The 21,581-nt window shown below is 70.1% G+C and carries 20 protein-coding genes, 1 tRNA gene and 1 other RNA gene; 5 read left to right on the top strand and 17 right to left on the bottom strand.

Annotation, left to right across the window (positions count from 1 at the left end; translation table 11 throughout):
• Window positions 1-102 precede the first annotated feature (102 nt).
• From ssrA to ACZ60M_RS12745, 8 genes are all read right to left on the bottom strand, one after another.
• Window positions 103-476, bottom strand: a transfer-messenger RNA (tmRNA) gene (ssrA, locus tag ACZ60M_RS12710).
• Between the two features lie 105 nt (window positions 477-581).
• Window positions 582-1,088, bottom strand: a complete 507-nt coding sequence (gene smpB, locus ACZ60M_RS12715; protein ID WP_465417572.1) for an SsrA-binding protein SmpB — start codon at window positions 1,086-1,088, stop codon at window positions 582-584.
• Window positions 1,089-1,148: 60 nt separating this feature from the next.
• Entirely contained in the window at window positions 1,149-2,387 is a 1,239-nt protein-coding gene (locus ACZ60M_RS12720) for a peptidoglycan DD-metalloendopeptidase family protein (RefSeq protein ID WP_465417573.1), read from the bottom strand.
• A gap of 70 nt (window positions 2,388-2,457) precedes the next feature.
• Window positions 2,458-3,333, bottom strand: coding sequence for a permease-like cell division protein FtsX (gene ftsX, locus ACZ60M_RS12725; RefSeq protein ID WP_465417575.1), 876 nt, complete (start codon window positions 3,331-3,333; stop codon window positions 2,458-2,460).
• Window positions 3,334-3,355: 22 nt separating this feature from the next.
• Window positions 3,356-4,036: a cell division ATP-binding protein FtsE gene (ftsE, locus tag ACZ60M_RS12730; protein WP_205326604.1), complete on the bottom strand. Its 681-nt coding sequence runs from the start codon at window positions 4,034-4,036 to the stop codon at window positions 3,356-3,358.
• Between the two features lie 222 nt (window positions 4,037-4,258).
• Entirely contained in the window at window positions 4,259-5,374 is a 1,116-nt protein-coding gene (prfB, locus tag ACZ60M_RS12735) for a peptide chain release factor 2 (protein WP_465417577.1), read from the bottom strand.
• 152 nt (window positions 5,375-5,526) lie between these two features.
• Window positions 5,527-6,030 carry a PadR family transcriptional regulator gene (locus ACZ60M_RS12740; RefSeq protein ID WP_030155315.1) on the bottom strand — a complete coding sequence of 168 codons (504 nt, stop codon included), beginning with the start codon at window positions 6,028-6,030 and terminating at the stop codon, window positions 5,527-5,529.
• A 252-nt stretch (window positions 6,031-6,282) separates the two neighbouring features.
• Window positions 6,283-7,641: a serine/threonine-protein kinase gene (locus ACZ60M_RS12745; RefSeq protein WP_465417580.1), complete on the bottom strand. Its 1,359-nt coding sequence runs from the start codon at window positions 7,639-7,641 to the stop codon at window positions 6,283-6,285.
• Window positions 7,642-7,888: 247 nt separating this feature from the next.
• Here ACZ60M_RS12745 and ACZ60M_RS12750 point away from each other — a divergent pair, with 247 nt between their 5' ends.
• Window positions 7,889-8,698 (top strand): PP2C family protein-serine/threonine phosphatase, encoded by an 810-nt coding sequence (locus ACZ60M_RS12750; RefSeq protein ID WP_465417582.1) that lies wholly within the window; start codon window positions 7,889-7,891, stop codon window positions 8,696-8,698.
• Window positions 8,699-8,703: 5 nt separating this feature from the next.
• Here the strand turns inward: ACZ60M_RS12750 and ACZ60M_RS12755 are convergent, their stop codons facing one another.
• Window positions 8,704-9,174, bottom strand: a complete 471-nt coding sequence (locus tag ACZ60M_RS12755) for a hypothetical protein (protein ID WP_465417583.1) — start codon at window positions 9,172-9,174, stop codon at window positions 8,704-8,706.
• 188 nt (window positions 9,175-9,362) lie between these two features.
• Window positions 9,363-10,061, bottom strand: coding sequence for a TetR/AcrR family transcriptional regulator (locus tag ACZ60M_RS12760; protein WP_465417585.1), 699 nt, complete (start codon window positions 10,059-10,061; stop codon window positions 9,363-9,365).
• Between the two features lie 118 nt (window positions 10,062-10,179).
• Here ACZ60M_RS12760 and ACZ60M_RS12765 point away from each other — a divergent pair, with 118 nt between their 5' ends.
• Window positions 10,180-10,854, top strand: coding sequence for a hypothetical protein (locus ACZ60M_RS12765; RefSeq protein WP_465417589.1), 675 nt, complete (start codon window positions 10,180-10,182; stop codon window positions 10,852-10,854).
• Window positions 10,855-10,914: 60 nt separating this feature from the next.
• Here the strand turns inward: ACZ60M_RS12765 and ACZ60M_RS12770 are convergent, their stop codons facing one another.
• From ACZ60M_RS12770 to eno, 4 genes are all read right to left on the bottom strand, one after another.
• Complete coding sequence (locus tag ACZ60M_RS12770) at window positions 10,915-11,835, bottom strand: Ppx/GppA phosphatase family protein (RefSeq protein ID WP_465417591.1); 921 nt, start codon at window positions 11,833-11,835, stop codon at window positions 10,915-10,917.
• Window positions 11,832-12,368, bottom strand: a complete 537-nt coding sequence (locus ACZ60M_RS12775; RefSeq protein WP_465417593.1) for a DUF501 domain-containing protein — start codon at window positions 12,366-12,368, stop codon at window positions 11,832-11,834. Before ACZ60M_RS12775 ends, ACZ60M_RS12770 begins: the two co-directional genes overlap by 4 nt.
• Before the next feature lie 55 nt (window positions 12,369-12,423).
• Window positions 12,424-12,948 (bottom strand): FtsB family cell division protein, encoded by a 525-nt coding sequence (locus tag ACZ60M_RS12780; RefSeq protein ID WP_465417595.1) that lies wholly within the window; start codon window positions 12,946-12,948, stop codon window positions 12,424-12,426.
• A 155-nt stretch (window positions 12,949-13,103) separates the two neighbouring features.
• Window positions 13,104-14,384, bottom strand: a complete 1,281-nt coding sequence (gene eno, locus ACZ60M_RS12785; RefSeq protein WP_465417597.1) for a phosphopyruvate hydratase — start codon at window positions 14,382-14,384, stop codon at window positions 13,104-13,106.
• 365 nt (window positions 14,385-14,749) lie between these two features.
• Between eno and ACZ60M_RS12790 the strand changes: the two genes are divergently transcribed.
• The 3 genes from ACZ60M_RS12790 to ACZ60M_RS12800 all read left to right on the top strand — a co-directional run bounded on the left by ACZ60M_RS12790 (window position 14,750) and on the right by ACZ60M_RS12800 (window position 18,065).
• Window positions 14,750-15,382, top strand: coding sequence for a hypothetical protein (locus ACZ60M_RS12790; RefSeq protein WP_465417599.1), 633 nt, complete (start codon window positions 14,750-14,752; stop codon window positions 15,380-15,382).
• A gap of 225 nt (window positions 15,383-15,607) precedes the next feature.
• Window positions 15,608-15,683, top strand: a tRNA-Glu gene (locus ACZ60M_RS12795).
• 243 nt (window positions 15,684-15,926) lie between these two features.
• Complete coding sequence (locus ACZ60M_RS12800; RefSeq protein WP_465417601.1) at window positions 15,927-18,065, top strand: MSCRAMM family protein; 2,139 nt, start codon at window positions 15,927-15,929, stop codon at window positions 18,063-18,065.
• 60 nt (window positions 18,066-18,125) lie between these two features.
• On the opposite strand, the gene ACZ60M_RS12805 is transcribed toward ACZ60M_RS12800, so the two are convergent.
• The 3 genes from ACZ60M_RS12805 to ACZ60M_RS12815 all read right to left on the bottom strand — a co-directional run bounded on the left by ACZ60M_RS12805 (window position 18,126) and on the right by ACZ60M_RS12815 (window position 21,580).
• Entirely contained in the window at window positions 18,126-19,430 is a 1,305-nt protein-coding gene (locus tag ACZ60M_RS12805) for a CshA/CshB family fibrillar adhesin-related protein (RefSeq protein ID WP_465417603.1), read from the bottom strand.
• 178 nt (window positions 19,431-19,608) lie between these two features.
• Window positions 19,609-20,550 (bottom strand): ABC transporter substrate-binding protein, encoded by a 942-nt coding sequence (locus ACZ60M_RS12810; protein ID WP_465417605.1) that lies wholly within the window; start codon window positions 20,548-20,550, stop codon window positions 19,609-19,611.
• A complete protein-coding gene (locus ACZ60M_RS12815; protein WP_465417606.1) occupies window positions 20,477-21,580 on the bottom strand; it encodes a FecCD family ABC transporter permease in 1,104 nt (367 codons plus the stop codon). The genes ACZ60M_RS12810 and ACZ60M_RS12815 overlap by 74 nt, the downstream gene beginning before the upstream one ends.
• Window position 21,581: the final 1 nt, after the last annotated feature.

Consider the following 21,581-nt stretch of genomic DNA (forward strand, 5'->3'; position numbering starts at 1 on the left):
CCCCCCCCCCCCCCCCCCCCCCCCCCCCCCCCCCCCCCCCCCCCCCCCCCCCCCCCCCCCCCCCCCCCCCCCCCCCCCCCCCCCCCCCCCGGCCCTGTATGGCTGTGGAGCTGCAGGGAATCGAACCCTGGTCCTCCGCTGCATCTGTGAGACTTCTCCGGGTGCAGTCCGCATTGCCTTTTATCGAGCCCCACCGATCACGCGGACGAGACGGTGTGGCGGGCTCTAATCGCCGAAAATCTCGGCCAGCGGTCCCAGCGATCAAGACGTCGGCCCAGCATCCTTAAATGATGCCGCGAACCCAGAGCGGATGCGCCTCTGGAGCGGCAACTTCACGGTCGCTTAGGCAGCGAGAGCGAAGTCAGTGCGTTTTGCGTTGGCACTTATTGGTTTCCAACGTTGGTTTACGAGACAGCGTTGGCTTCCTCGACCCGCTTCCCTCACCTCAACATACGGAGTCGAAACCGATCAGCCCCGTGACTTTGGTGAGTATTTCACCCTGTTCAGTTGTGGGTCGTTCAGTAGTACTGCGGAATTCTAACCCAGTCCAACGGCGGGCGTCGAACCGATATTCCCGGGTCTCACTTCCCGCCGCGCTTGGCGGCGCGGCCCATGGCCTTCTCGATCTCGCGGTCGGACTCGCGCTTGGCGATGGCCTGCCGCTTGTCGTAGTTCTTGCGGCCCCGGGCCAGCCCGAGCTCCATTTTGGCGTACCCGTTGAGGAAGTACACCGAGAGCGGGACCAGCGTCAGGCCGGGCTCGTCGAGCTTGTGCGCCAGCTTGGCGATCTCGCCGCGGTGCAGCAGGAGCTTGCGGATGCGCCGGGGCGGGTGGTTGGTCCACGTCCCGTAGTCGTACTCGGGGATGTGGAAGTTGTGGACGCGCGCCTCGCCGTTGTAGATCTCGGCGTACGCGTCGACGACGTTGGCCTTCCCCTGGCGCAGGGCCTTGACCTCGGTCCCCGACAGGACCATCCCGGCCTCGTAGGTGTCCAGGATCTCGTAGTCGTGCCGGGCCTTGCGGTTGGTCGTCACGACCGAGCGCTCGGGACCCGAGTGCTTGACCTTCTCCTGCTGCTTCTTGGACACGCAGCAAGCTTAACGATCGAACATGTGTCTGTCGAAACCTATTTCGCTCAAGGCGGAGCGCTACCGGCATAGACAGCCGGGCAGGTATCCCACCGGGTTCACCCGCTCGCCGTGGACGCGGACCTCGAAGTGCAGGTGCGGGCCGGTGCTGTCGCCGGTGCTGCCGACCGCCCCGATGCCCTCATCGCGGTCGACGTGCTCGCCGTTGCTGACCCAGATCGCCGACTGGTGCGCGTAGCAGGTCGACAGGCCCCCGCCGTGGCTGATGCACGTCAGCTGGCCGTAGCCCGAACTCCAGCCCGCGTAGACGACGGTGCCGGAGTCGGCGGCGTGGATCGTCGCGCCGGTGCCGGCCGCGAAGTCGGTGCCGCCGTGGAGGCGGGTGGTGCCGTAGATCGGGTGGCGCCGCCACCCGAAGTCGGAGGACTTCCAGCCGTCGACCGGGACGACGAACCCGCCACCGCCGCCGCCGGAGGACGAGCCGCCGCCGGAGTCGTTGTCGTCGTCCTCGTCGCGGGCGGCCCGGCGCAGCTGCTCGGCCAGTCGCTCGGACTCGGCCTCGAGGTCGTCGTACTCGGACTGGGCGTCGTCGCGGGCGTCCTCGGCGACCGCGAGCGCCGCCGCGTGCTCGCCGACGAGGGCCTGCACGGCCAGCCGCGCGGCCTCGGCCTCGGAGTAGCGGACTTCTGCGGCCGCGAGTGCTTCGGCGGCGGCCGCCTCGGCGGCCTCGGCCTCGGTCTCGGCCAGGGACGCCGCGTTCTCCGCGTTGGCGGCCTCGCGGCGGGCGAGGGTGACCTCCTCGACCGCGCGGTTCTTGCCGTCCATCATGAACTCGAGGTAGGTGAGACCGTCGACGGCGGTCTGCGGGTCGCCGGAGGCGAGGATGGCGTCCACGGTGAGGAGCTCGGAGCCGCGCGCGGTGGCGGCGAACAGGGAGGCGCGGGCCTCGCGGGCGGCCTCGACGGCCGCGCGCGCGGCCTCGTACTCGGCCTCGGCGGCCTCCAGGGCCTCCCGGGCGGCGTCGGCCTCGCGCTGCGCTTGGGCCGCTTCGGCTTCGGCGGCCGCGACCCGGCCCTGCGCGACGTCCACGGCGTGCTCGGCGACGGGCAGCTCGGCCTCGGTCTCGGCCAGCACCTGGCCCGCGGCGCGGACCTCGTCCGAGGCGTCCTCGAGCTGCGCGGCCATCTCGGCCTTCTCGCGCTCGACCTCGTCCAGGTCGGACTGGGAGACCCCGAAAGCGGGACTGCTCGCGGTCCCCGCCAGGAGCAGGGCCGCGAGCAGCCAACCGATTCGCCTCATAAGGCCCGAATTTAGTCCATCTACGACGGACATTCAGGCCGTTCGGGGTATAACCCCCGAATGCTGCAGATCAGACCTTGATGTTGAAGCGCAAGGTGATCCACGCCGTGATCGCGCTGATCGCCGTCGAGACGCCAACGAGGATCGGGAGCAGGATGAGGATCGCCTGCATCGTGATCGGCGGCATCAGCTTGAACAGGTCCGCGAACTGGCCGTCGATGACCAGGAACTTCGCGGCGATGAGCGTGCCGAAGGCGAAGATCGAGCCGATCACGCCGGCGAAGACCGCCTCGAGGACGAACGGCGCCTGGACGAACCAGTTCGGGGCGCCCACCAGTTTCATGATCGCGACCTCGCGGCGCCGCGAGTACGCGGCCACCTGGATCGTGTTGGCCACCAGCATGAGCGCGGCCACGCCCTGCACGAGGGCGACGATCAGCGTGAGGCGCTGGGCCCCGCCGAGGATGTCGAACACCTGCTGCAGGATCTCGCGCTGGTTGGTGACCTGGTAGACGCCTTCGCGCTCCTCGAACTGCTTGATGAGCTCGGGGGCGTCGGTGATGTCCTTCATCTTGACGCGGAACGCCGACGGCAGAACCGTGGGGTCCACGGACTTCACCAGGTCGGGGGTGTCCTCGAACGTCTCCTGGAAGCGCTTGTAGGCCTCCTCCTTGGACTCGTACTGGACCTCGGCGACGAGGTCGTTGTCCTTGAGCTCGGCCTGGATCTGGTCGGTCATCGCCTGGTCGACGTCGCGTTCCAGGTAGACGACCACCTCGAGGTTGGTCTGGTAGTACTCCTCGATCACGTCGACCTGGTTGTACAGCAGCAGGCCCGCGCCGAGCATCGTCAGCGAGACGGCCATGGTGATGATCATGGCGACGGTCATGGAGATGTTGCGCCACAGTCCGAGGAAGACCTCGGACATCACGTACTTCGCGCGCATGTGCTCTGAATCTGCCTTCCGCTTAGCCGTAGACGCCGCGAGCCTGGTCGCGGACGATCTGGCCGTTCTCGATCTCGATGACGCGACGGCGCATCTGGTTCACGATGTTGGAGTCGTGGGTGACCATGAGGATGGTCGTGCCCGTCCGGCTGATCCGGTCGAGGAGCCGCATGATCTCGATCGAGGTGTCGGGGTCGAGGTTACCGGTGGGCTCGTCGGCCAGCAGCAGGAGCGGCCGGTTGACGAAGGCGCGGGCGACCGCGACGCGCTGCTGCTCGCCGCCGGAGAGCTCGTGCGGGTAGCGGTGCTCCTTGCCGCCGAGGCCGACCAGTTCGAGCACCTCGGGGACGACCCGGCGCGCGACCGAGCGCGGCTTGCCGATGACCTCGAGCGCGAACGCCACGTTCTCGGCGGCCGTGCGGTTCGGCAGCAGGCGGAAGTCCTGGAACACGCAGCCGATACTGCGCCGGTAGGCGGGGACCTTCCACCGGCGGAGCCTCGTCACGTCGGTGTCCCCGACGGTGATCTTGCCCTTGTCCGGAACCTCTTCGCGCAGCAGGAGCTTGATCATCGTGGACTTCCCCGCACCGGTGGGACCGATGAAGAAGACGAACTCTCCCTTGTCGATGAAGACGTTCACGTCCTCGACCGAAGGGCGGTTCGACCGGGGGTAGTGCTTGGTTACACCCTCAAGCTGAATCACGAGGCGGAGTCTAACCGCCGAAGCCCGGGGCCGGTCGGGCGGCTCCAGTACAAGCGTGGCATATTCCGCAGTTTCAGCCCCATATGTCACGGCCGCGCAAGGGTTACGACGCGATTTCAGCCGAACGGAGGAAGCCTGCATGGTCAGGCGGCCCATGAACGGTCGGCGGAGCGTCACCGGGCGGCCACGGACCGGTCCCTTTCGGGCACCGGCCCGCGGGGCCTACGCGTGCTTCTCGCCGCTCTTGCGCCAGCGGATGCCGGCCTCCAGGAAGCCGTCGATGTTGCCGTCGTAGACGCCCTTGACGTCGGCGGTCTCGAAACCGGTGCGCAGGTCCTTGACCATCTGGTACGGGTGCTCGACGTACGAGCGCATCTGGTCGCCCCACGAGGCCGTGGCCGAGCCGCGCAGCTCGTCGACCTTCGCCCGCTCCTCGTCGCGGGTGCGCTGGAGGAGCTTGGCCTTGAGGACGCCCATCGCGGTGGCCTTGTTCTGCAGCTGCGAGCGCTCGTTCTGGCAGGAGACGACGATGCCGGTGGGGAGGTGGGTCAGGCGCACGGCCGAGTCGGTGGTGTTGACGCCCTGGCCGCCGGGGCCGGAGGAGCGGTAGACGTCCACGCGGATCTCGTCCTCGGGGATGTCCTCGATCTCGTCGGTCTGCTCCAGGGCGGGCACGACCTCGACGGCCGCGAAGCCGGTCTGGCGGCGGCCCTGGTTGTCGTATTTGGAGATGCGCACGACGCGGTGCGTGCCCTGCTCGACCGAGAGGTGGCCGTACGAGTACGGGCCCTTCACGGCGAACGTGGCGGAGCGGATGCCGGCCTCTTCGGCGTAGGAGATGTCGTAGACCTCCGTGCCGAAGGAGTGGGCCTCGGACCACCGCAGGTACATGCGCATGAGCTGCTCGGCGAAGTCGCACGCGTCGGCGCCGCCCGCGCCGGAGCGCACCGTGACGACCGAGTCGCGCTCGTCGTACTCGCCCGAGAGCAGCGTGCGCACCTCGAGCTCGTCGACGGCCTTGCGGATCGAGTCGAGCTCCGCGGTGGCCTCGGCGGCCGCGCCGGAGTCGCTCTCGGCGTCGGCGAGCTCGAACAGGACCTCGACGTCGTCCATGCGCTCGTGGAGGGCCGCGAGCTTCTTGAGCTCGGCCTGCACATAGGAGAGGCGGGAGGTGAGCTTCTGGGCGTGATCGGGGTCGTCCCACAGCCCGGGGTCGGCGGCCGCGGCCTCGAGCTCGGCCAGCTCGCGCCTGAGCGCGGGGAGGTCGAGGACGGCCTCGACGCTGGCGAGCGTCGCCTTCAGTTCACGGAGATCGGCGGAAACATCGACACTGGTCACAACAGCTCAGCGTACGCCTGTATTCGGGCTCATACGAAACGGGACGCGAGCCCTGCGAAGGGCCGCGTCCCGTTCCGTGCTTGATCGTCGTTCCCCCGGGTCAGGGCCCGGGCCTTGCTAATTTACAGCTCCGCAAGCGTTCGCCGTGGGCGCTATCGCTTCTTCAGCCAGCTGAGGGCCGAGCGGTGGTAGCCGATCGCGAACTCCATCGCGATCGCCGCGTTCGGGTCCTCGTCCGCGTAGTCCTTCGCAGCGGCGCGGGCCTCTGCCAAGGCCTCCTGGTGCTGCTCGGTCGCGTCGGCGAACATCTCCTCGGCGGTGTCCTTGGAGAGGTAGTCGAGGAAGGCCGTGCGCAGCGCGACGGGGTCGCGCAGCTGGCCGATGCGGGCCGGCTCGTTCAGCCAGCGGGTGAACGCCCGCTTGCCGTTGGCGCTGATCGTGTAGGGCACCGAGGCCCTCGGTCCCGGCTTGCCGACGCGGACGAGTCCGCCTTCGGCGAGGGCCGGGAGTTCGCGGTAGACCTGCGAACGCGTCATGGTCCAGTACGGACCGAGGCGACGGGTCGCCTCCGCCATGAGTTGTCCGCCGGTCATCGGTCCTTCGTGCAGCAAGCCCAGCAATGCTGCTGAGGTTGCGTTGAGTTCTTTTCCTGCCATGCCCGACAGGATGCCATGTGGATGCCCTCATGACAAGTGGACAGCTCCAATGTGTCGATAGACCGTTACCGATACTTGATTGGATGGGTTCACGGATTACGCTGCAAGCCTTGCGAAACGGTCGGAGACCTCCGCTGGATTGCAACGCCTGTTTCGAGAATTCCAATCATGTGATCCCGATCGCCCCCTTGGGTTGCGATGACTCGGCGTTGCCCGGCGGTCACGGATCATTATCGACTGTCGCGATCGCTTTCAGTTGCGCGGCATCGGGGAACCGATGAGATCCGATCCGGGCGAGTCGTCGTCGGAACCGCCCTCAGTGGAATCATCATCCGCGCCTTCCGATTCGGACATTTCATCCGAATTCTGGTCAGGCGACTCGCTGTCGGCGTCCGGCCCTTGAGGAGTGACCGATTCCTCACCCGGCGTCCCGCTCGGCGCGGGCTCCGATTCCGTTGCCTCGTCCGGAGTCTGGCTCTCCACGGGCGCCGATTCGCTGACGCTAGCGGACGGATCGGCCACATCGTCCTCATCCGGAAGATCAGGGCGGGTAACCACCAGAAAGGCCCAGACGGCCGCGATCACGACGAAGCATCCGGCGAGGGCGAGGCCCACGACCCAACCGCGACCGAGCTTCTCGCCTTCTTTGCCGTACACCGCGCCGCGCGCGTCGCCGTCGCCGCCCGCGGGGGCGGTCATCATCGCCGCCAGCGCGGCCTGCTCGATCTCCGGCGCGTTCGGGGTCACCGGGTCGTACTTGAACGTGGCCGTCGCGTCCCGCTCCTTCAGCTCCGGCGCGATCGGCGCGGTCGCCTGGTTCGACAGGCGCGGGGCGAGGCGGCGCAGTTCGGCGGCGACCGTATCGAGGTCCCCGCGGGCGCGCGGGTCCAGCGCCAGGAGCATCTCGACGATCCGCCACAGGTCGGGGTCGACGGCGACGGGCTTGACGGGGATCTGCGTCAGGTGGCGCTCGACCACTTCGGTGATCGACCCGCCGCGGTAGGCGCTGTGCGCGGTCAGGGCCTCGTAGAGGACGAGGCCGAGCGCGTAGTTGTCGACGCCGGGGCTCGCAGAGTCGCCCGAGGCGACCTCGGGCGCGATGTACTCGGGGGTGCCGTGCGAGGGCGCGGTCTTGGACGCGGCGGCGCGGGCGATCCCGAAGTCGATGAACTTCAGGGCGTCCGTCCCGGCCAGCATGAGGTTGCCGGGCTTGACGTCCCCGTGCCGGTACCCGGCGCGGTGGACGGCCGCGAGGGTCTCGGCCGCGGACGCGCAGCGGCGGGCGGCCTCGGCGGCCGGGAGCGGGCCGTGCAGGCGCAGGTGCTCGCGCAGGTCCAGGCCGGGCAGGAACTCCAGGACGACCGCGCAGACCTCGATCGTGACGATGAAGTCCTTCACGGCGACCACGCCCGGGTGGTCGATGGTGCGGAGGATGTCGGCCTCGGCGCGGAAGCTCTCGAAGATCTCGGCCTCGTCGCGCAGCTCGGGGCGGAGGATCTTCACCGCCACGTGTTCGCCGGTGACCTGGTCCAGGCCCCGCCACACGACGCCGACCGCGCCGCGCGCGATCTCGTGCTCCAGGACGTACCGGTCGGCCAGAACCGTCTGCATGGGTGCTCCTAGGGGGCGGGCGAAGCGGGCTCAATCCACTGTAAAGGGGGCGTCACCGCAGCTCAGCGGCGGAGTCGCAGGGTGGCACGAACCGGGGATACAGCACGTCGGCGGCAAGGGCGGGCGCACCGGGATCAACGGTCGCGTGCTGTGAGTGGCGGGCCACTACACTTGCGCCCATGTCCCTCGAACGGCCAAGCTTTGAACAGACAGCCGAAACCCGGTGCGGAAACAGTGGTGATCGCCTGTGACCGAATTGCGTTGGCGCTATGGCGCCGCGACCGACGTGGGCAAAGTCCGCGACCTGAATGAGGACTCCCACCTGGCGTCGCGGCGGCTGCTCGCCGTGGCCGACGGCGTGGGCGGCGCGGCCGCGGGCGAGGTCGCCAGCGGCGTGACCATCGCCGAGGTGACACGGCTCGCCCGCCGCTCCCCCGTCGAGGCCACCGCCGAGCTCGGCGCGGTCGTCGAGGCCGCCCGCGACCGCATCCGCGCGGCCGTCGCCGAGAACCCCGAGTCGGAGGGCATGGCGACGACGCTCACCGGACTCTGGCTGGGCGACAACGCGGTCGACATCGTCCACATCGGCGACTCGAGGGCGTACCAGGTGCGCGGCGAGGACTTCGTCCAGGTCACGGTCGACGACTCATACGTGCAGCACCTCGTCGACGAGGGCGCGATCACGCCCGCCGAGGCCCAGGACCACCCGTACAAGTCGGTGGTCACCCGCGTCCTCCAGGCGAACCCGGCACCCGCCCACTTCGAGACGCGCCCGGCCCGGATCGGCGACCGGTACATGCTGTGCTCGGACGGGCTCAGCGACGTCGTCGGCGACACCGTCATCGAGAACGTGCTGCGCGACTTCACCGATCCGCAGGGCGCGGCCGACGAGCTCGTGCGCTTGGCCCTCGAAGGCGGCGGGCCCGACAACGTCACCGTGGTCGTGGGCGACGTCGCCGAGCACCGGCAGCTGCGGCGCTGGCCGTGGGCGATCGCCGCGATCGGCGTAGTGCTGGTGATCGCGGCGATCGTGGTGGCGCTGACCCTGCGGGGCTAGCTCCGCTACGCGCGGGTGTGCTCGTAGATGCCGCCGTCCGGGTATTCGAGCGACAGGGTGTCGGCTTCGGCGTCGAACTCGAACTGGACGGTGATCTCCTCCTCGGTCTCGGGTTCGGTGCCGGTGAAGGTGTGCGGGTCGCCGTCGTTCAAGGTGACCGTGCCTTCGTAGTCGCCGTGCTGGTTCGCGAAGGACGAGAGGGTCGCGGTGCCGTCCTCGTTGATCGTGAGGGTGGAGCCGTGCGGGCCGACGTCGTCGTAGGACGCCGCCCAGGTGCCGACGATGGCTTCGAGGCGCGGGTCGATCCCGGTGGGCTCCTCGGCGGGGGCCTCCTCTTCGGTGGTGGCCCCGGGGGCGGCTTCGGCAACGGTGGTGTTCTCCTCGGCCGGGTCGGCGCCCGGCTGGTTCCCGGCGTTGCAGGCGGCGAGGCCCGCGAGGGCGAGGAGGGCGGTTGCGGTGATCAATGAGAGGCGCATGATGGCGTTCCTTTTCGTCGAGTGCGTGTTCTTACCCAGGTAGACGAAAAGCGGGGCCAGGGCCCTTATCCCCGAATCGTGCCAGCCGTTCAGGCGCGGGCGTAGATGAACCAGCGGCCGTCGTCGCCGGACTCGACCAGGCACTCCCCCCGCATAGGTTCCATGGCGGCGTCGTCGCGGTTGCTCCGCTACGCGCCGTTGAAGGCGAGTCCGAGGTGCGCGCCTTCGGTGCGGGCGGTGTGGTCGAAGAAGAGGGCGTCGTCGGCGGTGACGTTGGCGAGGTGGCCGTGCAGCTCGTAGCCGATGATGCCGACGAGGCGGTTCCAGGCGAGGATGAGCCGGGCGGTCTCGTCGGGGGTGAACTCGTCGCCTTCCAGGAGCACCAGCATCTCGGGGGTGACGGCCTCGGGCGGGCAGACCGGTCCCGTTGGGGGCGTGAGGGTTCCGGCGCGTTTGGCGGCGGCGGCGATGCGCGCGAGGGTGAGCGGCATGCGCCCGGCGACCTCGATGGTGATGTGCGGGGCGATGTAGCCGGGGATGGGGGTGCCGAAGATGAGCGCGTACTCGTGGCGGTTGGCGAGGGACCAGGCGCGGACCGCGCGCCAGACGGCGAGCCAGCGGTCCTCGGGGGCGTCGCCGGGCCGGTCGGCGCCTTCGGCGGCCTCGCCGATCTCGGTGTAGGCCTGGACTATCAGGGCGGTGAGGAGTTCGTCGCGGCTGGCGAAGTAGCGGTAGACGGCCGAGGAGGCCATGCCGAGCTCGCGGGCGACCGAGCGCAGGGAGAGGTCGGCGGCGCCGCTCTCGCGGAGCTGGCGGCGGGCGGCGGCGAGGATCTCGGCGGTGAGCTCGGCCCGGGCACGCTCGCGGGCGGTTTTCGGCGCGTTCATCAGGCCAGTGTACCGAAACGAGAGCACCGCTCTTGCATTGTCAGCGCGAGTGTGCAATCATTGTTCTCAACAGAGAGCACTGCTCTCGAAGAAGAGCAGTGAACCCCAAGGAGCGAACATGTCCACCACCATGAACGACGCCCGGGCCCGCATGGGCGCCCTCGCCTTCGCCCTCGCAGGCGTCCTCTTCGTCATCTACGAGGCCGCCGCCCCGCGCCGCGACCAGACCACGCTCGAAGGCGCCGAGTCCTGGACCAGCGCCGGATGGTCGATCGCCCACATCGCCGCGATCGTCGCCCTCATCCTCATCCCGCTCGGCTACGGCGCGCTGCGCGGCCACCTCGAAGGCACCCGGAACGAGAAGACGGCCTTCATGGCCGCGACCATCGGCTACATCGGCTCGGCCCTGACGATCTCGTACTACGGCGCGGAGGTCTACGGACTCAAGGCGATCGGCGAGCGCGCCGTCGCGGACGGCGACGCGACCCTGACCGAGGTCGGCGAGGCGTTCCGGATGGACCCCACCGCGCTGGGCGTCTTCGTGACCGGCCTGGCCCTCATCGCGGTCGCGGCAGTGCTCGCGGCGGTGGCCGTGTGGCGCTCGGGGACCCTGAACAAGTGGAGCGCCGTGCCGCTCGCGGCCCTGCTCGTAACGATGCTCCCGCAGTACTTCATCCCCCACGCCGGCCGGATCGCCTGGGGCGCACTGGTGACCGTGGCGGCCCTGTGGCTCGCCGTCGAGATGTGGCGCGCCGGAGCGAAGCAGCCCGCCCGGGAGCTCCAGGACGCTTAAGCACAAAGCGCGAAAGCGGCCCCGCCGATGCGGGGCCGCTTTCGCGTCGTCTCGTTTCGCCTAGGCCGACAGGGCGATGCCGTCGAGGATGTCGTGCTCGGAGATGAGCACCGAGTCGATGCCGCTGCGCTCCATGATGGTCCGCAGGACGAGCGAGCCGCCGACGATGACGTCGGCGCGGCCCGGGTGCATCACCGGGATCGCCAGGCGCTCCTCATGGTTCGCGACCGCCAGGTCGGCGGTCACCTTCGCGACCTGCTCGTACGTGAGCCGCGTGCCGTCGATCGCGTCCGCGTCGTACTCCTTGAGCCCCAAAGAGATCGCCGCGATCGTGGTGGCCGTCCCGGCGACGGCGACGAGCTCGGTCGCCTCGCGGTCGGCGTCGGCCACGGCCAGCGCGCCGTCGGCGATGCCCGTGATGTCGGCGACCGCTTCGGCGATCTCGTCGGCGCGCGGCGGGTCGGAGCGCAGGTGCCGCTCGGTCATCCGCACGCAGCCGACGTTCACCGAGATCGCCGCGACGACCTCGGAACCGGTGCCGCGCACGAACTCCGTGGAGCCGCCGCCGATGTCGATGAGCAGGCGCTGGCCCTGGTGGGCCGGGAGCGTGGCGACCGCGCCGGTGAAGGAGAGGCGGGCCTCCTCGTCGCCGGTGATGACCTCGGGGTCCTGGCCGAGCACGGCCTGGACCATGGCCTTGAAGTCGGCGGCGTTCGAGGCGTCGCGGCTCGCGGAGGTCGCGACCATGCGCACCGCCTCGGCCCCGTGCTCGCGGATCTGGGCCGTGTAGTCGGCCAGCGCGACGCGGGTGCGTTCGAGGGCGGCGTCGGAGAGGCGGCCGGTCCGGTCGACGCCTTCGCCGAGTCGCACGACCTCCATGCGGCGCACGACGTCGTGCAGTCGCCCGGTGTCGTCGATGTCGGCGATGAGGAGGCGGATCGAGTTGGTGCCGCAGTCGATGCCGGCCACGCGGCGGGTCATTCGCCGTCCTCCTGGTTTCCGGTGGCGCAGCTGGTGCGCGTCCACCATTCGGGGAGCATTTCGATGGCCTCGTCGCCCATGGGGCTGACGCCCGGTCCGGCGGCGAGCGAGTGGCCGACGAGGGCGTGCAGGCACTTGACGCGGTCGGGCAGGCCGCCCGCGGAGATGCCGTCGATCTCGGGGACCTCGCCGAGGCGGGCGCGGCGGGCGAGGTAGTCCTCGTGGGCGCGGCGGTGCTGCGCGGCGAGCTCGGGGTCGGCGCCGAGGCGTTCGTTCATGTCCTTCATGACCCCGCCGCCTTCGAGCCTGCCGATGGCCGAGGCGGCTTTCGGGCAGGTCAAGTAGTACGTGGTCGGGAAGGGCGTGCCGTCGGGCAGGCGCGGTTCGGTCTCGATGACGGCGGGCTGGCCGCACGGGCAGCGCCAGGCGACGGCGTGGGCGGCGCGCATCGGGCGTCCGAGCTGCTTGCGGACGGCGGCCGCGTCGGCCTCGGTCACCGGTTCGGGCTGCTGGGGCCACTCGGCGGGCTTCACAGCGCCCCGCCTTGCAGCGCCGTCTTCAGTGCCGCGTGTCGCGGTCGTACGGCCTTCACTGCGCTGGTTCCTCTGTTTCCTCTGGTTCGATCCGGTCGGCGTCTGCAAAGGTATCGGCCAGCTCGTCGTACCAGGGCCGGTCCTCGGTCGCTTCGTCGTCTGCGCCACCGGTGTGCTTGGGGTCGTCCTCGTCGATCACGATGACGAGGTCCTCACCGGGGGGCACGAGGAGGAGGCTGGAGCGGATCTGGGCCTTGACGTACTCGGGATCGTCCCATTTGACGCGTTCGGCCTCGAGCTCCTCGATGTGCTCGGACTGGGCCGACTGCTCGGCTTCGAGGCGGTTGATCTCGATGCGCTGCTCGACGTAGGTGCGCAGGGGGTAGGCGTAGGCGAGGGCCAGCGCGGAGAGGACGAGGGCGAGGATCGCGGCGCGGCGGGAGACCTTGCGGGCGGGGCGGTAGCGGACCCGTTTGACCTCGGCGCGGCCGGTCCCGGGGGCGGGGCGGCGGGCGGCACGGGTGCGGCCGGGTCCGGTGGATCGTCCTCCCGGACGGCTGGGTCGGCGGCTCGCGTTCACGGGCCCAGCCTAGTCGATCGGGAAGTGCCCGGACGGGTTCGCCCGCTGCGGCACGGGATGCGCGAAGGCGCCCGGCTCGCTGGGGAGTCGGGCGCCTTCGTCTGCGTTTCCGCTGACCGGCTTCAGCCTGCCTTCAGGTTCGCCGGTCTACGGTTCTACTTGCCGAACTTCGGGAAGGCCGAAGCGCCGGCGTAGCGGGCGGCGTCGCCCAGGTCCTCTTCGATGCGGAGGAGCTGGTTGTACTTGGCGACGCGGTCCGAGCGGGCCGGGGCGCCGGTCTTGATCTGGCCGCAGGCCATCGCGACGGCCAGGTCGGCGATCGTGGTGTCCTCGGTCTCACCGGAGCGGTGGCTCATCATGCAGCCGAAGCCCGCGCGGTGGGCCATGTCGACGGCGTCGGTGGTCTCGGTGAGCGAGCCGATCTGGTTCACCTTGACGAGGAGGCCGTTGGCGGCCTGCTCGTCGATGCCGCGGCGGATGCGCTCGGGGTTGGTCACGAACAGGTCGTCGCCGACGATCTGCAGGCGGGAGCCGACGGCCGCGGTGAGCGCGGACCAGCCGGCCCAGTCGTCCTCGGAGAGGGGGTCCTCGATGGACACGAACGGGTAGGCGGCGATGAGCTCCTCGTAGTAGGCGCTCATCTCCTCGCCGGTCTTCTTCTGGCCCTCGAAGAGGTAGGCGCCGTCGGTGTAGAACTCGGTGGCGGCCACGTCCATCGCGAAGGCGATGTCGGTGCCGAGCTTGTAGCCGGCCTTCTCGATCGCGACCGAGATGAGGTCGAGGGCGGCGCGGTTGGACTCGAGGTTCGGGGCGAACCCGCCCTCGTCGCCGAGACCGGTGGAGAGGCCGCGCTCCTTGAGGACGGACTTGAGCGCGTGGTAGATCTCCGCGCCCCAGCGCAGGGCCTCCTTGAAGGTGGGGGCGCCGATCGGGGCGATCATGAACTCCTGCACGTCGACGTTGGAGTCCGCGTGGGAGCCGCCGTTGAGGATGTTCATCATCGGCACCGGCAGGAGGTGCGCGTTCGGGCCGCCGATGTAGCGGTAGAGGGGCAGCTCGGCGGAGTCCGCGGCGGCCTTGGCGACGGCGAGGGAGGCGCCGAGGATGGCGTTCGCGCCGAGGTTGGACTTGTCGGGGGTGCCGTCGGCGTCCAGCAGGGCCTGGTCGACGAGGCGCTGCTCGGAGGCCTCGATGCCGATGAGGGCGTCGCGGATCGGGCCGTTGACGTTGTCGACGGCCTTCTCGACGCCCTTGCCGAGGTAGCGGTTCTTGTCGCCGTCGCGCAGCTCGATGGCCTCGAACGCGCCGGTGGAGGCGCCGGACGGGACCGCCGCACGCTGGAGCGTGTCGTCCTCCAGCAGCACCTCGACCTCTACGGTGGGGTTGCCGCGCGAGTCGAGGATCTCCCTGGCCCGGATGTCTTCAATTGCAGCCACTGTCACTCCTGAAATAGCCGAATCTGACGATCGACCCGATTACGGGGCCGTGTCCGAAGGATTTCGGCCGACCCGACACTGCGTCGGCCACAGCTCCTGAGGATACGCCCCGCGTGACTTGCCGATGGCTCCGAGCCGGTAAAAGGCCGAGTGGACGGGGCCGCGTGACGCGAATTGGTGTTGCCCGCAACGCGGACGCTCGTGTTACATAGGTCGTGGACGCACCGCTATAGGGTGGAGTCCTATCTCAGATCAGACACCTGTGCTAGGCGTGCCCCCCGGATGCCGCGCTCGGCGATGCTTGCGAGCCATTGGACACGCGCAGCGGCGGTCCCCCTCGCCTGGCGCAATGGAAGTGGAGCCCCATGATCTTGCAGAACCCCCTGCGGCGCTGCGCTGTACTGGGCGCGGCGGCGCTCATGGCCCTGGCCGGATGCTCGGTCGGCGCCGAGGGCGGCAAATCGGCCTCGGAGGACCAGGCCGCGCTCACCGAGCTGAGCGGCCGACTCGCCGAAGGCGACCGGCCCGCCTACACCGCGGAGTACCTCATCGAGGGCTCGGAGGAGTCCGTGCTCGTCGCGGTCGACCTCGAAGCCGGGACCGCCGCCGTCGTCGTCGGCGACCGGCCCAGCCTGTGGGCGGGCGAGGACGCCGCCGAACTCGACGTGTGGCTGGGCCGGGAGCTCGACGGCATCCTGCCCGCCGAGGCGACCGTGGCCGCGTGGCTCTCGGAGACCGCCGCCGACACCTCGGCCTCGACCGTGTTCTCCAACACGACGCTCGCGGGCGAACTGGCCGACTGCGTCGACGTCCAGGGCGCCGAGGACTCGAGCGTGGGCGCCTACGAGGTCTGCGTGACCACGGTCGGCGTCATCGCCAGCGTCACCGCGAAGGTCGGCGACACCGCATACACCGCGAAGCTCGTGAACTACCACGACGGCGTGGACGCCGCCTGGCTCGACGAGATCACCGGCCAGGGCGGGACCGCCAACCAGTAGGATCGGCCGCCGCCGGGCGGCCGACCGCGTTACAGTCGCTCGGCGGGCCGAGGTCCGGCGCCACGGGGGTTCACCTGAAAAGGTGTCGGCGCCGACCCGGCCCGCGCCCGTTCCCGGCACCCGCAAGGTAGGCCGCGTCACAACGAGTATCCCGGTTGCGGAACCCCCCTGAGTCCCGTGTAAAGTTGTCGTCGTTGCCGCGGCAAGCCGCGGAGGCAAAGGCAAGCGCCCGTCGTCCAGGGGCCTAGGACGCCGCCCTCTCAAGGCGGAAACGGCGGTTCGAATCCGCTCGGGCGTACCAGTTAGATATGCAATTCAGAGCCTCAGCACAGCTGGGGCTCTGTTGCTATTCGGAACGCAATGCCGGCAGACCGGCCGCGATGGCCCTGAGTATGCGGCGCATGGTCGGCGGGAACCGCGGCAGGGCGGATCGGCCGCAGCCCTCGCCGACGTCGGCACTTGTCGGTCCGGGGTCGTTTCGGGAAATTCTGGCACACTGGGTTGTTCGGGCAGTATTGTGGCGGTTTTGCCTTAGGCTTCCGGCATGTGTGCCTTGCGATTGTCTACAAGGGCCTGTGTGGCGCTGCTGTGCGCGCTCCTCGCGCTGGTGTCGGGCGGCTTCGTGTTCGAACGGGCCGCCCAGGCGCAGGCGAGCGGGGCGTGGAGTACGTGGGAGGCCTTCGGCGGCAGCTCCGGCGACTACCACACCGCGATGACCTTCGCGACCGGTCCGTCCGTCATCGCCGACATGAACACGGACTCGCGCGGCGGCGGTGTCGGGGTCGTCTCCGGCCAGTCCAACTGGCTCTCGGCCGGGACTCCGATCGGCGCGAAGTACGGGACGTCCAGGAACCAGCCGTACGTGAACCTGCGGCCCCAGGCCGACCGGGCCGACTCGCCCTCGTACACCGACTACTCCTTCGACCGGGCGGTGCCGCCGGGCGGCTGGGCGTTCGCCTTGGGCGACATCGACGCCGACCAGGTCCACATCGTCGCCAAGGGACCCGACGGCGCGACCCTCACCGCCGCCGAGCTCGGGTTCCAAGGCGCGTTCAACTACTGCAGCGCCTCCTCGGCCGGGGGGCCGTCCTGCACCCGGAACCCCGCCGACCAGCCGACCTGGAACGCCGGGACGCAGACGCTCACCGGCAACGACGCCGCCTCGGACACCGACGGCGCGAGCGGCTGGTTCGAGCCGACGGTGCCGGTCAAGACGCTCACGTTCGTCTTCACCCGCCGCGCCGGGTTCCCCGTCTACCAGACCTGGTTCGCCTCGACCGGCTGCGACGTGACGGGGACCGTGACCGACTCCGGCGCCCCGTCCGCGAACACGAAGGTCAACATCATCGACTGGGAAGGGCACCTGGTCGACTCGACCACCACCGGGGACGACGGGACTTACACGTTCGCGAACTACATGATCGGCGGCCAGTACACCGTCGAGGTCGTCCCGCTGGACGGGAAGATCGCAGACGGTGTGAAGCGCCAGCAGGTGGACCTGAGCTCCTGCCCTGCCGCCGCGGCGGACTTCCAGATCCGGGACGTCGTGCCGACCTCGGTGGGCGGCAACGTCTCCAACACCTTCGGCAACAACCTCGGCGGCGTCTCCGTGACGCTGCGGCTCGAGGACGGCTCCACCGTCACCACGGTCACCGACTCGGACGGCAACTACCTGTTCGACGACGTCCCGGCCGGGGACCACGTCATCGTGATCGAGAAACCCGCGGGCTACGACTACGAGGGGGTCGAGGAGCGGCCGGTGACCGTGACGAGCGGGCAGACCGAGCCGATCACCGGGCAGGACTTCCTGCTGAAACCGCTGCCTGCCATCTTCGGGTTCGCGGAGGCCTGCGGCGAAGCGGTCTCCGGTGTGACGGTCACGCTCACCATGCCCGACGGCAGCACCCTTTCCACGGTCACCGACGCGGGCGGCGGCTACATGTTCGAAGGGCTCGAGGACGGCGACTACACGGTTGAGGCCGATGTGCCCGCGGGCCACTCGGCGGAGGGTCCGCTGACGAGGAGCGTGACCGTAGCGGACGCCGATGTGGACGATGTCGACTTCATGTACTCCCGGCCCACCGCGGTCGTGGGGAAGGTGACCGGTCCTGACGGCGAAGCGATGGATGACGTGCAGGTCACCGTCACGCCGGAGGGCGAGGCGCCGCAGACGACCACGACCGGCGACGAGGGCTTGTACAGCGTCGGCAACCTGCCGTCCGGTACGCACACGGTGAAGATCACCGCCCCGGCCGGCTACGAGGTCGTCGGCGAGGACGAGAAGACCGTGTCCAACACCGAGACCTGCGGCGACGCGGTCGCCGACTTCGCACTGGTCAAGTCCGACGACCCCGACGACCCGGGTGACCCGGGCGGCCCGATCGTCGGCGCCCCCGCGCCCGGCAGTCCTGATCCCGAGGAACCCGGAGGCCCTGATCCCGGCGAACCCGGGGGCCCGGGAGCCGACGAACCAGGAGGCCCGGGGACCGATCCGGGCGATGACCCCGGCCAGGACCCGGCCGACCGTCCGGACGGCGGCGCACCGGCCGGAGCCGGCCTGCCCCGCACCGGCCTGAGCTTCTATACCGCGCTCACGGCCGCCGTGTTCCTCCTCGGAGCGGGCGCGGTCATGGTCGCGGCGGTGCGGGCCAGGCGAACCGAGGAGTCCGATCCGCTGTTCTGATTCGGGAGCGCGGAAAGGGGAGGCCGGCCCGCGGGCCGGCCTCCCCTTTCGCTTGGGTCCCTAGACGCTCGGCCATTCGGTTGCGGCTTTGCGGGACCGGCGGATCATGAGCCAGCCGATCATCGCTGCGACGAGGGCGACCGCGCCGAGGGCGGCGTAGAGCATGCCGGAGCCGCCGGTCACCGGGAGCGCCGTGTCAGGGGACGGGGAGGCTCCCGAGGTTCCGGGGTCGGACGGGTCCTCGGAGGCGCTCGGGTCCGGGCCCGGGGGCGTGCCGGTGTTGGTGACGGTGCATTCGATGTCGTCGCCGACTTTGACCTTCACGACCTGGGACGTGCCGTCGCCGGAGGGCAGGGACGGGTCGGCCGCACCGTTGTTCGTGCACGACCAGGCCTGGGTGTAGGTCGAGAGGTCGGTGCCGCCTTCGGCGGTCTCGGCGAGGGTGTAGTCGCGCCCGCCGAGGGCCGCGAGGACCGTCTGGGGGTCGACCGTCGCGGAGTCGCCGCCGCCCGTGGAGGCCTCGCCGATGAGGTCGTCCGATTCGTCCACGATGGAGATGCCGAACGAGTCGGCGGCATCGGTCCTGTCCTCGACGGCCTTGGTCATGCCGACCTTCGCGGTGAGGATGCCGAACGCGACGCCCTGCACGGCGTTCGCGGTGCGGTCGAGGAAGCCGATCGTCGCGGTGGTGGGTGCGACCGAGTAGAGGACGATCTCGTCGACCGGGAGGCCCCCGGCGGTGTTGCCCTTGCAGGTGACCGAGGTCGTGCCGATGCCGGTGAGCTCGCCGCCGCACGCGGGCTGCGCGTCGGGCATGGTCGCACGGGTCAGCTCCTCGATGGGCTTGTCCGACGAGAACGTCAGGCCCTCAAGGCGGTTGGTGGTCTCGGCGTCGGCCATGACGATGCCGTAACCGTCGACGGCGGTCCCGGACGGGCCGGTGACGACCAGGTCCTCGATGGTGAGCGTGCCGAGGTCGCCCGAAGCACCCGTACCGGCGTCGACCTGCTGGTACAGCGCGGGCTTGCCGGGGGTGCCGGTGTAGACGGTGTTGCCGATGGGAGCTTTGTTGTACGTGGGGAACGCGGTCGGCTTGAGGACGCGGTACCCGTTCGTTCCCGGCACGACCTTGAACGTGAACGACATCGTGTAGTCGGGGGTCAGCTCGATCGTCATCGGCTGCCCGGCCGCGCTCATGGCGGTGGCCTGGTCGAAGCCGGTCATGTCGATCCAGCAGATCGTGTTGGCGTAATCGCCGCCCGAGCCGTACCCGCACCCTGTGGTCTGCGCCGCCGCCGGAGTCCCGAAGAGGGTCCCTGCGGCGACGACGGCGAACGCCGCCGCCAGTCTGGCAAAAGTCTTCACTGTGAAAGTCCCTGCGTGATCGCTGGAAAACTGGAGATACCGAGACGCGAAGCTAGAAGAGTCGCTTTTGTCCGATCGGTCCAGTGAGCATAAGGGACAGGGCAGGTCGCAAGGAGGAACGACGGGCCGGGACGCAGCACGGGCCGCCCGGAGGCGGCCCGTTTCAGGTTGCGGCGGTTCAGGCCGCGAGGTACTGCTCCAGGTCGTCGAGGATCATCCCGGCGGCGGTGACGCCGATGCCGGTCATCCAGACCTCGTCGTCCACGTTGTAGGCCTTGCCGCCCTGGACGGCCGGGATCGACTGCCACAGTTCGCCGCCGGTGTAGTCGGCGAGCATCGCCTCGCCGTCGGTGCCGTACGCGCAGTAGAAGACCACGTCGCCGCCCACCGAGTCGAGCTCCTCCGCCGAGACCTCGCCGAAGCGCTTGTCCTCGGCGTCGGCCAGCAGCTGCAGCTCGGGGCGAGCCAGGCCCGTGTCGCCGACGACGATGCCCGAGAACGAGTCCGGGCCGTAGACCCGGATCTGGTCGGGCATGAACCGCACGATGCTCACCTCGGTGGCGACCGCGTCGCCGAGGGACGCGCCGAAGTCGGCGGCGCGGGTCTCGTAGTCGGCGAGGAGCTGCTTCGCCTCCTCGCCCTTGCCGAGCGCGTCGCCGTCGAGGAGGAAGTTCTCCTTCCAGGTGACGCCGACCAGCTCGGTGAACACGGTCGGGGCGATCGCGTTCAGCTCGTCGTAGAACGCCTCCTGGCGGAACTTCGAGCCGAGGATCAGGTCGGGTTCGAGGGCCTCGATCGCCTCGAGGTCGGGTTCGGCGGTGGTGCCGACCACGGTGACTCCGGAGAGGTCGCCGAGGTAGCCGGGCAGTTCGGTCTCGCTCGCGCGGGCCGCACCGACCGGGGTGACCCCGAGCGAGAGCGCGGTGTCGATCTTGTCGGTGTCGAGGACGACGACCCGCTGCGGGTCGGCGGGGATCTCGGTCGAGCCCATCGCGTGCTCGATCGTGCGGGTCTCGCCTTCGGCCTCGTTGCGTTCGGCGGCGGGGTCAGAGGTCCCGCACGCGGCCAGCGCGACCGCGCAGGCCGAAGCGAGGCCGGCGGCCAGGAGTGCTCTTCTCATTTCGGGTTCCTTTCGTGAGCAGGAGGTAGATGAGGTAGGCGCCGCCGAGTGCGGCGGTGAGGACTCCTGCGGGCATCTGGTAGTCGCCGAACGCGGTGCGGCCCAGCCAGTCCGCGAGGACGAGGAGGACCGCGCCGGTGAGGGCGGAGGCGAGGAGGGGCGGGCGGGAGGTGCGGGCGAGGCGGCGGGCGATCTGGGGTGCGGCGAGGGCCACGAACTCGACGGCGCCGACCTGGGCGACGGCGGCGGAGGCGAGGACGACGCCGAGGACGGCGAGGCCGAGGCGCTGGCCGGTGACGCGGACGCCGATGCCGGTGGCGGTGGGGTCGTCGAGGTCGGTGGTGTCGAGGGCGCGCTGGGCCCAGACGAGGGCGGGGAGGGCGAGGAGGAGGAAGGCGGCGAGGAACGCGGTCTCGTTCCAGCCGCGTCCGGCGAGGGTGCCGATGAGCCAGATCTGGGCGCGCTGGGCGTCGATGGCGTCGGCGGCCAGCAGGAGGATCTGGGTGCCGGATTTGAGGAGTACGGCGACGGCGACGCCCGCGAGGACGAAGCGGGGCGCGGAGAGCGAGCCGCGGTTGGCAATGAGGAGGACGATCGCGGCGGCGGCGAGGCCGCCGGTGAGGGCGGCGGGGGCGAGGAGCGCGTAGGAGAGTCCGGCGGTGAGGGCGAAGGTGGCGGCGAGCCCGGCTCCGGCGGTGACGCCGATGATGTCGGGGCTGGCGAGGGGGTTGCGGGCGACGGACTGGATGAGGGCGCCCGCGATGCCGAGGGCCGCACCGGCGGTGACGGCGAGGACGGTGCGGGGTAGGCGGAGGATCTCGATCGTGCGGTCGTACCCGGTTTCGCCGGTGAGGGTGGCGAGCGTGTCGGCGAAGGTGATGTAGGTGTCGCCCAGGCAGAGTGCGGCGGTGACGGCGCCGAGGAGGGCGATGAGGAGGAGGGCCGAGACGGCGGCGCTGCGGCGGTGGACGGTGACGGAGAGGGCGCCGGAGCGGAGGACGGTGCGGCCGGGGAGTTGGAGCTGCGTCATG

The organism is Glycomyces sp. NPDC050141 (assembly GCF_055586545.1).

Coding starts and splice junctions, on each gene's coding strand:
- ACZ60M_RS12720 (WP_465417573.1), bottom strand. CDS start 2,387: ATGAGGCGAATCGGTTGGCTGCTCGCGGCCCTGCTCCTGGCGGGGACC.
- ftsX (WP_465417575.1), bottom strand. CDS start 3,333: ATGCGCGCGAAGTACGTGATGTCCGAGGTCTTCCTCGGACTGTGGCGC.
- ACZ60M_RS12740 (WP_030155315.1), bottom strand. CDS start 6,030: ATGGCAGGAAAAGAACTCAACGCAACCTCAGCAGCATTGCTGGGCTTG.
- ACZ60M_RS12745 (WP_465417580.1), bottom strand. CDS start 7,641: ATGCAGACGGTTCTGGCCGACCGGTACGTCCTGGAGCACGAGATCGCG.
- ACZ60M_RS12755 (WP_465417583.1), bottom strand. CDS start 9,174: ATGCGCCTCTCATTGATCACCGCAACCGCCCTCCTCGCCCTCGCGGGC.
- ACZ60M_RS12760 (WP_465417585.1), bottom strand. CDS start 10,061: ATGAACGCGCCGAAAACCGCCCGCGAGCGTGCCCGGGCCGAGCTCACC.
- ACZ60M_RS12765 (WP_465417589.1), top strand. CDS start 10,180: ATGTCCACCACCATGAACGACGCCCGGGCCCGCATGGGCGCCCTCGCC.
- ACZ60M_RS12770 (WP_465417591.1), bottom strand. CDS start 11,835: ATGACCCGCCGCGTGGCCGGCATCGACTGCGGCACCAACTCGATCCGC.
- ACZ60M_RS12790 (WP_465417599.1), top strand. CDS start 14,750: ATGATCTTGCAGAACCCCCTGCGGCGCTGCGCTGTACTGGGCGCGGCG.
- ACZ60M_RS12800 (WP_465417601.1), top strand. CDS start 15,927: ATGTGTGCCTTGCGATTGTCTACAAGGGCCTGTGTGGCGCTGCTGTGC.
- ACZ60M_RS12810 (WP_465417605.1), bottom strand. CDS start 20,550: ATGAGAAGAGCACTCCTGGCCGCCGGCCTCGCTTCGGCCTGCGCGGTC.
- ACZ60M_RS12815 (WP_465417606.1), bottom strand. CDS start 21,580: ATGACGCAGCTCCAACTCCCCGGCCGCACCGTCCTCCGCTCCGGCGCC.